Here is a 10,337-nt window from a genome sequence, read left to right as displayed (position 1 = left end):
TCAGTACGAGGTCCGCCGCTATCCGGGCTGGTATCGCCACATCACCCTGGCCATGCTCGCCCACGCGTTTCTGTCCGTCGTCGCGGCCCAGACCACCGAAAGGGGGGCCGCAGAAACGACCCCACCAGCACCGTCCGCTTCACGGTGGCAGAGGTCCGCAGACTCCTGAACGCTCTCCTGCCCCGGCCCACACCCCGCTTCGGAGCAGTCATCCACGCCCTGAACTGGTCCCTCTGGCGCCGACAACACCAGGCCATCGCCCGCCGCTGCCACTACCGAAGAAGAACCAGCTCAGGCAACGATTTCTGACTGGAGTACTAGTGCCTGTGGCTGGCCCTGTTTCGAGCGGGGGCCGGGTCAGCGACTGTTTCCCGGCTCCCGCTCGAAACAGGGCAAATGCCCTCGCCCCGTACGTGTTGGTTAGGCCGGCGGAGGGGTCACCAGCTTTGCTGCACCCGGGTCGACGTCCACCGGGTGCGCGAGGATGGGGAGCTCATCGTCGAGGAGACCGTTGAGCGCGATGGCCGCCTTGCTGAGCAGATGCGCACCCTGAACCGACTGGCCATCGGCCACCGACGCGTAGAAGCGTGCGGCGTAGGTGATGGCGTCGGTGTCACCGATGGAGTCGGACATGCCGATCGCAAACGGCACTGTGTCGACCAGCTTCTGTGCCTGGGCCGCGGAGTGGCAGGAGTTGAGCAGCACCAGGAGCGGCTTCTCGTCCACCGCCGCGATGGCACTGGCGAAGGCGCTGGCACTGACGATGGCTTCGTCGTGGAAGTCGTCCTCTCCCCTCTCGAAGTAGATCAGGTCGTGGGCGCTGTGCCCGGAGAAATGCACCACGTGCGGCCTGAACCGGGTCAGGGCGTTCAGGAACACGTCGGCGGTCGCGGCCGGATGGGCATCCAGCTCCACGAGGTCGCGGTGAGTGGCGCGTTCCACCGCTGCGCGGATCCTCTGCTGCTCCTGGCCGACACGCAGGTCCCCGGCGGACGACGCGCCCAGCAGTAGGATCCGCAGCTTCTCCGGCTTCGGGGCGCGGAGTTCCTTCATCACGATGTCTACCTGGCCTTCCGCCGCTGACAGGCGGCTCTCGATTCTCTGCTGCTGCGCGGCGGCGATCCGCCGTGCTTCGTCCTCCTCGCGGCGACGCGCCGCTTCGTCGGCTTCCCGTTCCGCCTGCTGCGCCTTGGCCAACTTCGTGGTCAGGACGGCGATCTCCTTCTCGAGCTTGGCCGCCTTCGCCGTCCAGGTGCTGGCTTGGGCCGCGGCGGTGTTGGCCTCCTTCTCGTAGCGCTGGGCGGTCCGCAGCCGGCTCTTCGCCACGTTGGGGCTGCTGGCCCTCCCGGCCGATACCGCCTTGTTCGTAGCCTTGCCCTGCTTGTCCGCCTGCTTCAAACCCAGATCACTCGCCCTCTTCAAGGCTGCGGCCCGAGCCTTCCTCTTCAGATCCAACTGGTGCTGGTAGTAACTGGAGTTCAATGCTCGACCCCTTCGTGACATCTACCGACAAGGTAGACGGCAGCACTGACAAGCCCGGTGCCCGCCCCGAGGCGGGCCCTGCACGGCGCTCAGGCGTACGGCCGCACCCGAGACCCGGGGTCACCTGCCGCGTCAACCCCCGCGACCAGGACCGATCTGGTCCGGGGCTCGCTCGCGTATTGTGACCACGCAGCCTTGTTGGCAAATAGCGGCGCAGGTTGTCGCTGGTCGGACGGATGTGTCGCTGCGTAGTTGGCAAGGATGCAGCGGGATACTTGGCAAGCCGTGGTCGCCGAGTGTGATCGCTCGCCCTACCGATGAGGGCTGATGCCGGAACGCCACCAGGGCCGCCCGGATGCTCCGGGCGGCCCACCTGCGAGTGCGCTCAGGCCGGGACGGCAGCGGTCTCCGATTCGGTCTCGGCCGTGCCGTGGGCGGCGAGGTAGCTCGGCGTCCACGGCCGCGGCCGCGCCGGTGATGGCTTGGCGGAAGGTGTGCTGGGCCCGCATGTTCTCCATCAGCACCGGGCCGTCGACGCCTTCGGGGAAGCCGGGGAAGTTCTCGACCTCGGTGGTGGTCGTGAGCGAGCCTCCGACGAAGATGCTGCTGCCGAACAGCAGGGGGCGCAGCTGGGCGCGGGCAGTGTAGAGGGCGGCGGTGTATCCGGCGGGGCCGGAGCCGAGGATGACGACGTCGCGTATCTCGCTCACGCGGTCGCCTCCGGCTGGGCCGGGGCGATCTCGGCGATCAGGCCTTCCACCAGGATCTTGATCTCGTCGCGGATCGGGCGGACCGCCTCGACGCCCTGGCCGGCCGGGTCATCCAGCTTCCAGTCGAGGTAGCGCTTGCCGGGGAAGACGGGGCAGGTGTCGCCGCAGCCCATGGTGATGCACACGTCGGACTCCTTCACCGCGTCCACGGTGAGGATCTTCGGGACCTCGGCGGAGATGTCGATGCCGACCTCGGCCATCGCGGCGACGGCGGCGGGGTTGACCTGCTCGCCCGGGTTGGAGCCGGCGGAGCGGACCTCGATGCGGTCCCCGGCCAGGTGGGTCAGCCAGGCGGCGGCCATCTGGGAGCGGCCGGCGTTGTGGACGCAGACGAACAGGACGGACGGCTTCGTGCCGGGGTTCTCGGGCATGAGGGGCTCTCTCGTCTCGCGGCGGCTGCACGCCATCCATGACATCAGTATCCGCTGGTATCAGCGAACAGTGATGTGACAGTATCAGCGCATGCTGACTTCAGTCGATCCTGATGTGATCCGGGCGCTGGGCGATCCGCTCCGGCTGCAGATCGTGACCCTGCTGGCGCGCGAGACGCTGTGCACCACGCACCTGGTGGAGGAGACCGGGGCCAAGCAGACCAACCTGTCCAACCACATGAAGGTGCTGCGTGAGGCCGGGCTGGTGGAGACCGAGCCGTGCGGCCGCTTCACCTACTACAAGCTCAGACCCGAGGTCCTGGCCGGTTTGTCCGGACAGTTCGCCGAACTCGCCGCCTCCGCCCGCACCGCCGCCGAGAACAAGAGGGCCTGCCCGTGACCCCCACCGAGCCCACCACTGCCCGCGCCACGAGCGCTGAGGCGGCTGGGGACGACTCGATCGTCAAGAAGCTCTCCACCCTCGACCGCTACCTCGCGGTGTGGATTCTCGCCGCGATGGCCGCCGGTCTGGGCCTGGGCCGGCTCATCCCGGGGCTGAACGACGCCCTAGCGAAGGTGGAGATCGGCGGGATCTCCCTGCCGATCGCGCTCGGCCTGCTGATCATGATGTACCCGGTGCTGGCGAAGGTCCGCTACGACCGGCTCGACGCCGTCACCGGCGACCGGAAACTGATGGCCTCCTCGCTCGTCATCAACTGGATCGTCGGCCCGGCGGTCATGTTCGCGCTGGCATGGATCTTCCTGCCGGACCTGCCCGAGTACCGCACCGGCCTGATCATCGTCGGTCTGGCCCGCTGCATCGCCATGGTGATCATCTGGAACGACCTCGCCTGCGGCGACCGCGAAGCCGCCGCCGTCCTCGTCGCCCTGAACTCGGTCTTCCAGGTCCTCGCGTTCGGCCTGCTGGGCTGGTTCTACCTCGACCTGCTGCCCGACTGGCTCGGCCTCGGCGACGGCGAGCACCTCGACATCTCCATGTGGAAGATCGCGCTCAACGTCGTCGTCTTCCTCGGCGTCCCGCTCGCCGCCGGGTTCCTCACCCGCCGCCTGGGCGAGAAGAAACTCGGCCGCGCCGACTACGAGCAGCGGTTCCTGTCGAGGATCGGGCCGTGGGCGCTGTACGGGCTGCTGTTCACTATCGTCATCCTCTTCGCTCTCCAGGGGAAGACCATCACCTCGCAGCCGCTGGACGTCGCCCGGATCACGCTGCCGCTGCTGGTGTACTTCGCCGTGATGTTCTTCGGCACCTTCCTCCTGGGCAAGGGCCTGGGTCTGGCCTACGACCGCACCGCGACCCTCGCCTTCACCGCGGCGGGCAACAACTTCGAGCTGGCCATCGCGGTCGCCATCGCCACCTTCGGCGTCACGAGCGGGCAGGCCCTGTCCGGCGTCGTCGGCCCGCTCATCGAAGTCCCGGTGCTGATCGGCCTGGTCTACGTCGCGCTTGCCTGGCGCCGGAAGTTCGCCGCCGCCGCGGTGACGACGGCCCCGTGACGCAGCAGACGGATGTGGTGATGGTCGGCGGCGGCCAGGCAGGACTCGCCGCCGGCTACCACCTGCGCCGCCAGGGTCTCGACTTCGTAATCCTGGACGCGGAGGCGGCGCCGGGCGGGGCATGGCAGCACATGTGGGACTCGCTGCACCTGTTCTCCCCGGCCGAGCACTCCTCGCTGCCCGGCCGGCTCATGCCCGCTCAGGCGGGCGAGACGTACCCGGGCGCCGGGCACGTGGTGGACTACCTGACCGACTACGAGAAGCGCTACGACCTGCCCATCCAGCACGGCGCCCGCGTGGACGCCGTACGCCGCCACGCGGACCGCCTCCTGGTCGAAGCGGACTCCGCCACCTGGCAGGCGCGTGCAGTCATCAGCGCCACCGGCAACTGGTCGCGGCCCTTCCTCCCCGCCGTGCCCGGCCGCAGCACCTTCACCGGCCGACAGTTGCACACGGTGAACTACCGCTGCCCGGCCGACTTCGCCGGTCAGCGTGTCGTCGTGGTCGGCGGCGGCAATTCCGGCGCGCAGATCGCCGCCGACCTCGCTCTGGACGGCCGTATTCAGACGACGTGGGTGACCCAGCGCCCGCCGCGGTTCCTGCCGGACGACGTCGACGGCCGCGCCCTGTTCGATGTCGCTACCGCTCGTCGCCGCGCCCTGGACGCCGGCCGAAGCGACACCGGCGGAGTCGCTTCGCTCGGCGACATTGTGGCCGTGCCGCCCGTCCGTGCCGCCGGACTCCTGACCACCAAGTTGATGTTCACCCGGCTCACCGCTACCGGCGTCCGGTGGGCCGACGGCAGCCAGAGCGACGCGGACGCGATCGTCTGGTGCACCGGCTTCCGCCCGGCACTGGCCCACCTCGCCCCGCTGAACCTGCGGGGGCCGCGCGGTCGCATCCCCACCGACGGGACGCGTGCCCTGGGTGAGCCGCGGCTGCACTTGCTCGGCTACGGCGACTGGACCGGCCCTGCCTCGGCCACCCTCATGGGCGTCGGCCGCACCGCCCGGGACGCCGCCCGCGAGGTCTCCGGCCTGCTCATGTAGGCGCCGGAGCGGCCGCCGCGTTGTCACCGGCCTGTTCATCTCGTGCGCGCAGCTCCCCTTGTCAGTGACACCAGCGACAATTTCTTCCGACAGCGCTGTGGGGCAGGGGGATGCGCGAGCATGCAGACAGATGACTTCTTCCGCGGCAGGCCCGATGAGCACCCGGACTGGCCTGACCACAGGCCGGGTGAATGGGTGTGTCAGCTGTGGGAGTTGGATGTCGAGCTGATGGAGTCTCTGCGGTTCGGTCCCCTGCCGGACCGCCCGGACCTGGACGTGGCCGTGGCGCTGACCCGGTTGCTGCACGAGGACTTCGTCGCCCGGGGCACACGCCATGACGAACGGATGAATGACGAGGAAGTCGTCCTCGCTGTCAAAGCACACCGAGCGGTCCTCGAACGCCTGGGCCTGGAGCCGCCGCAACTACCGTTCCGTCATCACAGCGGCTTCTACGACTACTGGCGCAAGAACGACATGTCCGGAGGCGGCGGATGGCAGGCGCGCCGCGAGTGCATCGAAGAGCTGCTCGGGCCGACCAGGCAGGCCCTGGAGGATCTACAGGAGGCCGAGTACGAGTGGCGTTTCAAGAACGGCCCCCGTGGCACCTTCAAGAACCTCATCTTCGCGGCCATTGGCCCGAAGCCGCAGATCGTGCTGCGGGACGCGGTGAGCAACGAGGTAGAGATCGTCCGGAACGCCGAGAACTGCCTCGTGTACAGGGACCCGCTGCCGCTACAGGGCCTGACCTGGCGGCAGATGGTCACCTGGTGGCAGGCGCACCACATGCCGGACAGCGAGGAACGGGAGGCCGCCGATGCCCTGTACCGGCGGCTGTACCGCTCCCTGGATTCCCTGCCAGAGCAGACGGTCCTGCGCACGTACTGCGCCCGCTACGCCGAACCAGACGGGTTCGACCTGCCCGCCCTTATCCCGCAGGTCTACCTGCACTACGACCCTTACACCCGCAAGAGCGGCGGACACAGCGGTGCCCTGCACCGCGAGCGCATGGACTTCCTGCTGCTGGCACCCGACCGCTCCCGCATCGTGATCGAGGTCGACGGCGCCCACCACTACGGCATCAAGAACCCCACCGGCGCGGACGGCCGCACCACTTACGCCGCCTCGCCCAGGCTGTACTCGGAGATGGTCGCCGAGGACCGCCGCCTGCGGCTGGCTGGCTATGAGATCTACCGCTTCGGCGGCTGGGAACTCACCCGGCCCGACAGCCCACAGCTCATCTCCGACTTCTTCACCGAGCTCCTCACCCGCCACAAGAAGCCGACGCCGTAGCGACAACACGCACCGCTTCAGTAGCCAGCCGTGTCCATGGCCTCCATGTACTCGATCTGCCAGTTCTCGTACTCACCGAGATGAGCCGAGTAGCCGCCCCACAGCAGGTGCGCGAGCTTGTGGAGCTCGTTCACCTGCTCGTAGAAGTTGACGTTCTGCTGCACGGGCCGGGCGGGAGCCCGGCCGGCGCCGTGGCCGACCACGGCGTATCGGTAGGTCTCTCCTGTCGCATCCTCGCTGTCGAGCCAGTTCAGCTGACTCCACGACTCCGGGTCGATGCGCTGTTCCACCTTGGGCAGGTCCAGCAGGGCCAGGTACCGGTTGAGGCAGTCCGCCAGTCTCCTGATGTTGTGCGTGCGCAGACGCTTGTCCAACTGGTCGGGGCTGAGGTCTTCTTCTCCTGTGTAACCCTCGCGCAGCGCGCACTGGGCGGCCTTGCGGATCAGCCACTTCAGCGACAGTTCGATGCTGTGCCGGTAGTTGTAGAGGATCGGGAGGGGCAGCCGGTCGTCCGGGCCGTGGGCGATCCAGTGCCGGGCGGCAGTCTCGGCGACTCGCAGATAGCCGCCGGCGAGGACGAGATCGTCCTCGCCGGCACCGCCCCAGACGGCGATCTCGGCATTTGCCCAGCGAGGCCGGGGCAGGCTCAACCGGTCTTCTGCTTCCTCCATTCCGTCAGGATGGCAACCACCCGCCTCGTCCACTACCGCTTTTGGCAACTGCCCGCCGCCGTAGCGTCCCTGGGCGTTGCCGGCGGGCGTCCAAGTGTGGTCATGACGCAGCCGATGCACCTACCAGCAGTTGGCCCATGGCGGCGAGCACGGACGGCTCGACGCGGTAGTAGACCCAGGTGCCGCGTCGCTCGGATGTGAGCAGCCCGGCTTCCTTGAGCTTCTTCAGGTGGTGGGACACGGTGGGCTGGGAGACACCGACGTCGGAGATGTCGCACACGCACGCTTCGCCACCCTCGTGCGAGGCCACCGCGGAGAACAGCCGCAGCCGGACCGGGTCACCGAGGGCCTTGAACATCCGCGCGGCCGTCTCCGCCTCCTCGGCGGTCATCGGGCGCTCGGTCAGCGGCGGGCAGCACGGCCGGAGCGGAGGGCTTGTTACTCACTTTCGGGTGAACCGGCACGCGGCGGCCGGAGTGGCGGACCTCGGCGATTCATTGTCTGAGGCGAGCAATTCCAAGGAGAACGGCCTCCGATACGCCGTCAACACTGTGCAGCAAGAACATTGATGGCTACTACAGGCGAATGTCACAGAATTTCGTAGAAGCTGTAATGCCCTTCGCATTTCCCTCACAGAGCGAGGGTCTGGGCTGCACGGTGTGGGTGTGCGGCCGACCGGCTGCGCAACAGCACAACGCACCTGGCTGGGCTGCGGTTTCGATACCGCGGTTCGGCTGGGTGTGCGCACCTGAAGGGGGACCTCTGTGTCCGTTTCTTCTTCCGTCCGTCGTCTGACCGCCGTTGCCGGTGTGGCCGCTGCGGTGGTGGGCGCGGTGGCGCTGCCGGCCTCGGCCGACGGCCACCACCATGGCCGCCAGTACCGTCCGGTGGTGTACATCAGCGACGTGCAGTACAACTCCCCGGGCCGGGACGACCGCTCCAACCGCTCACTGAACGCCGAGTGGGTGGAGCTCACCAACGACTCGCGACGGGCGGTGAACCTGGACGGCTGGACCCTCGCGGACGAGGACGGCCACACCTACACCTTCGACCACTACCGGCTGAACGGCCGCGCCACGGTCCGTGTCCACACCGGGATCGGCCGCGACAGCCGGACGGACCTGTACCAGGACCGGCGGGCGTACGTGTGGGACAACCACTCCGACACCGCGACCCTGCGCAACCACCGTGACCGGTTCGTCGACGAGGTCTCCTGGGGCCACCACCGCGATCACCGCGGCGACGACCGGCACCGCGGCGGCGACCGCCGCGAAGGGCACCGCCACTGACCTCACGCGGCGGTAGATGACTCCGGTCTTGAGCCGGACGTGTCCACGGTGGGTCGCCTCGTGCGGGGGCGGCCCACCTTCCGTACGCTCGTGGCGGGGTCAGCTGGGCGTGGTGGGCCGTTCCACCCTGTTCCTGCGCGCGTCGCGTTGTGGGGCGGCGCCCGGGGGTGCCGCGGCCGCTGGCCGGGGCGCGCATGCCGATCCGCCCGGTCCGCCCGGTCAGCGGGGTTTGGCCCGTTCCGGCGCCCTGCCGTCCTGCCGGACGCCGGGACCGGCCGCTGCTGCCTCCTCCCACCGCCGCTGCGGGCCACGGCGCCCGGCAGGTCGGTCTACGAGGTCAGCCCGGAGGAAGACTCCTGTGCTGGTGCCATGCGGCCGGCCCGTGGACCAGGCGGTTGCACCGATGCAGGGGGAGGGCCGAGCCCGAGGGCCTGCCGGCCGGCGGCCGGCAGGCGGTCGGACCTGTGCAGGGCGGTTATCAGGCGCCGCAGGGGGTGTCGTTGTTGCGGAGGCTGTGTGTGGTGTCGTTGAGCTGGTAGGAGCGCAGGTCGCTGATGGTGCCGCCGTCGCGTCCGACGCAGACGTGCCGGCCGAAGTAGTTGTCCTTCTGGTAGACGCGTGCGGTGCGGCTGCTGTTGTTGATGATGGAGCTGCCCTTGCCGCGGATGTAGTCGGGCAGGTGCCGCACCGACCCGTCGACGGCGCGTTTGACGTAGGGCTGGCCGTTGAAGTTGATGTCGGGGTAGATGCAGACGAACCCGCGCGGGCACGCGATCTGGTCCCGGGCCACGGCGGGGACGCTGGCAGTGGTGGTGGCTTGGGCGGGCGTGAGGCCGGTCAGTGATGCGGCCAGGACGGCCGGGACGGCGGCGGCGAGCAGCGCCCTCCTGCCGGTGTGGGGCCGTCGTGTAGGCAGAAGTTTCATGGCGTCGGCCTGTCCTGGCGGAACGGTTCGCCATTCCGATTCCCGCCGATGTTCATTCAGACGAGCGAGTCGGCTCTCGACGGCTCTCGACCGGCGCCGTCGCCCGAGCCGCACTGTGAACCTCGTCGTCCAGCTCGGCCTCCAGCTGCGCCGTCGCGGCCAGGCTGCCCGGATGATCACCCTTGACTCCGTGATTCGCGGGCGGCACCAGTGGGGAGAAGGCCCGCCGCCTGACCGAACCCTCAGCCCACGAGGAGGACCTGCGCACCGTTGCCTACCAGTTGATGGACGCCGCCTGCCTGCAACGCGCCCGCCTGACCGGGATCGGGCTCAAGGCGAGGACCTGATCGACGCCGATACGTCACCCGACAGATCAGTGTGGACGGTGCCCGGGAGCCCCGCCTGATTGCTGCCGGCGACGGCCCCTGCCCCTGTGGCCGGCCTAGTACTCCAGCCGTACATGTGGATCTTCATTCACAGGCTCTTGGCCGTAAGGATCAGCCCCGGGGCTCAGGTGCCGGCTACGAGGGAACCAACAGCCGAGTAGGCATGCCTCACGCCGTCAGCGGTTCCCGGTCGTCAGTCAGGTGGTGTCGGCGGAGGCGGGTGAAGGCGGTGGGGCTGGGGCGGTGCGGGAGAAACTCCTTGATCTGCTGCGCGCATTCACGTGGGCTTGCCGCGCTGGTGTCGCACTCCAGGTCGTAGTCGCCGTGGCCGTGGACCAGGTCGTACTGGTGCGCCGCGAGGCCCGGCGGGCGGTCGCCCCGGGCCAGCTCGCGGCGGGCCAGCTCGTCCAGCGGGCAGTGGACGCCGACGAACAGCACGTCCTCGGGCCGCAGCAGTGTCAGGCAGTCGAGCAGCCGCCACGGTTCGCTGAGCACATGGTCGACCACGATGTCGTTGCCCGCCTCCGCCATGGCCGCGATCGAGCGGTGGAAGCCCATCCTGGTCCGCCGCAGCGCGGCATCGAGTTCT

At 68.9% G+C, this 10,337-nt stretch carries 11 protein-coding genes and 2 pseudogenes; 6 read left to right on the top strand and 7 right to left on the bottom strand.

All coding sequences use genetic code 11. The features are described 5' to 3' along the window. Positions 1-169 (top strand): annotated as a pseudogene (locus tag AQJ11_RS48720) (IS701 family transposase); the annotation flags it as partial. 251 nt (positions 170-420) lie between these two features. Here AQJ11_RS48720 and AQJ11_RS38190 read toward each other — a convergent pair. The 3 genes and pseudogenes from AQJ11_RS38190 to AQJ11_RS38180 form a co-directional block, all read right to left on the bottom strand. Continuing rightward, complete coding sequence (locus AQJ11_RS38190) at positions 421-1,482, bottom strand: hypothetical protein (protein ID WP_059266387.1); 1,062 nt, start codon at positions 1,480-1,482, stop codon at positions 421-423. Positions 1,483-1,979: 497 nt separating this feature from the next. Next, positions 1,980-2,192: pseudogene (locus AQJ11_RS47315) on the bottom strand (NAD(P)/FAD-dependent oxidoreductase); the annotation flags it as partial. Further along, positions 2,189-2,623 carry an arsenate reductase ArsC gene (locus tag AQJ11_RS38180; protein WP_059266385.1) on the bottom strand — a complete coding sequence of 145 codons (435 nt, stop codon included), beginning with the start codon at positions 2,621-2,623 and terminating at the stop codon, positions 2,189-2,191. The gene AQJ11_RS38180 and the pseudogene AQJ11_RS47315, both read right to left, overlap by 4 nt. Before the next feature lie 91 nt (positions 2,624-2,714). Between AQJ11_RS38180 and AQJ11_RS38175 the strand changes: the two genes are divergently transcribed. The 4 genes from AQJ11_RS38175 to AQJ11_RS38160 all read left to right on the top strand — a co-directional run bounded on the left by AQJ11_RS38175 (position 2,715) and on the right by AQJ11_RS38160 (position 6,477). After that, positions 2,715-3,023 carry an ArsR/SmtB family transcription factor gene (locus AQJ11_RS38175; protein WP_059266384.1) on the top strand — a complete coding sequence of 103 codons (309 nt, stop codon included), beginning with the start codon at positions 2,715-2,717 and terminating at the stop codon, positions 3,021-3,023. Then, positions 3,020-4,138: an ACR3 family arsenite efflux transporter gene (gene arsB / locus AQJ11_RS38170; protein WP_059266383.1), complete on the top strand. Its 1,119-nt coding sequence runs from the start codon at positions 3,020-3,022 to the stop codon at positions 4,136-4,138. Before AQJ11_RS38175 ends, arsB begins: the two co-directional genes overlap by 4 nt. Then, positions 4,135-5,187, top strand: coding sequence for an ArsO family NAD(P)H-dependent flavin-containing monooxygenase (locus AQJ11_RS38165; RefSeq protein ID WP_059266382.1), 1,053 nt, complete (start codon positions 4,135-4,137; stop codon positions 5,185-5,187). Before arsB ends, AQJ11_RS38165 begins: the two co-directional genes overlap by 4 nt. A 228-nt stretch (positions 5,188-5,415) precedes the next feature. Next, positions 5,416-6,477, top strand: a complete 1,062-nt coding sequence (locus AQJ11_RS38160; RefSeq protein ID WP_244218557.1) for a hypothetical protein — start codon at positions 5,416-5,418, stop codon at positions 6,475-6,477. A gap of 17 nt (positions 6,478-6,494) precedes the next feature. On the opposite strand, the gene AQJ11_RS38155 is transcribed toward AQJ11_RS38160, so the two are convergent. Together AQJ11_RS38155 and AQJ11_RS38150 are read right to left on the bottom strand one after the other, a co-directional pair. After that, on the bottom strand, positions 6,495-7,148 hold the full coding sequence (locus tag AQJ11_RS38155) for a hypothetical protein (RefSeq protein WP_159061765.1): 654 nt from the start codon (positions 7,146-7,148) through the stop codon (positions 6,495-6,497). 100 nt (positions 7,149-7,248) lie between these two features. Continuing rightward, positions 7,249-7,554: an ArsR/SmtB family transcription factor gene (locus AQJ11_RS38150; protein WP_059266379.1), complete on the bottom strand. Its 306-nt coding sequence runs from the start codon at positions 7,552-7,554 to the stop codon at positions 7,249-7,251. Positions 7,555-7,957: 403 nt separating this feature from the next. Between AQJ11_RS38150 and AQJ11_RS38145 the strand changes: the two genes are divergently transcribed. Continuing rightward, a complete protein-coding gene (locus AQJ11_RS38145; RefSeq protein ID WP_208616723.1) occupies positions 7,958-8,437 on the top strand; it encodes a lamin tail domain-containing protein in 480 nt (159 codons plus the stop codon). Between the two features lie 478 nt (positions 8,438-8,915). Here the strand turns inward: AQJ11_RS38145 and AQJ11_RS38140 are convergent, their stop codons facing one another. Then, positions 8,916-9,362: a peptidase inhibitor family I36 protein gene (locus AQJ11_RS38140; RefSeq protein WP_059266377.1), complete on the bottom strand. Its 447-nt coding sequence runs from the start codon at positions 9,360-9,362 to the stop codon at positions 8,916-8,918. Between the two features lie 554 nt (positions 9,363-9,916). Continuing rightward, positions 9,917-10,337: chloramphenicol phosphotransferase CPT family protein (locus AQJ11_RS38135; RefSeq protein WP_059266404.1), on the bottom strand; the 421-nt coding region annotated here is incomplete at its 5' end.

It is taken from the genome of Streptomyces corchorusii (genome assembly GCF_001514055.1).
Taxonomy (GTDB): Bacteria; Actinomycetota; Actinomycetes; order Streptomycetales; family Streptomycetaceae; genus Streptomyces; species Streptomyces olivaceoviridis.
The sequence above is the reverse complement of the archived record's forward strand: the minus strand, read 5'-3'. Positions and strand labels throughout refer to the sequence as shown.

What these genes read in the sequence shown, in the direction of transcription:
- AQJ11_RS38175 (WP_059266384.1), top strand. Translation starts at nt 2,715, where the DNA reads ATGCTGACTTCAGTCGATCCTGATGTGATCCGGGCGCTGGGCGATCCG.
- AQJ11_RS38140 (WP_059266377.1), bottom strand. Translation starts at nt 9,362, where the DNA reads ATGAAACTTCTGCCTACACGACGGCCCCACACCGGCAGGAGGGCGCTG.
- AQJ11_RS38160 (WP_244218557.1), top strand. Translation starts at nt 5,416, where the DNA reads ATGGAGTCTCTGCGGTTCGGTCCCCTGCCGGACCGCCCGGACCTGGAC.
- AQJ11_RS38180 (WP_059266385.1), bottom strand. Translation starts at nt 2,623, where the DNA reads ATGCCCGAGAACCCCGGCACGAAGCCGTCCGTCCTGTTCGTCTGCGTC.
- AQJ11_RS38155 (WP_159061765.1), bottom strand. Translation starts at nt 7,148, where the DNA reads ATGGAGGAAGCAGAAGACCGGTTGAGCCTGCCCCGGCCTCGCTGGGCA.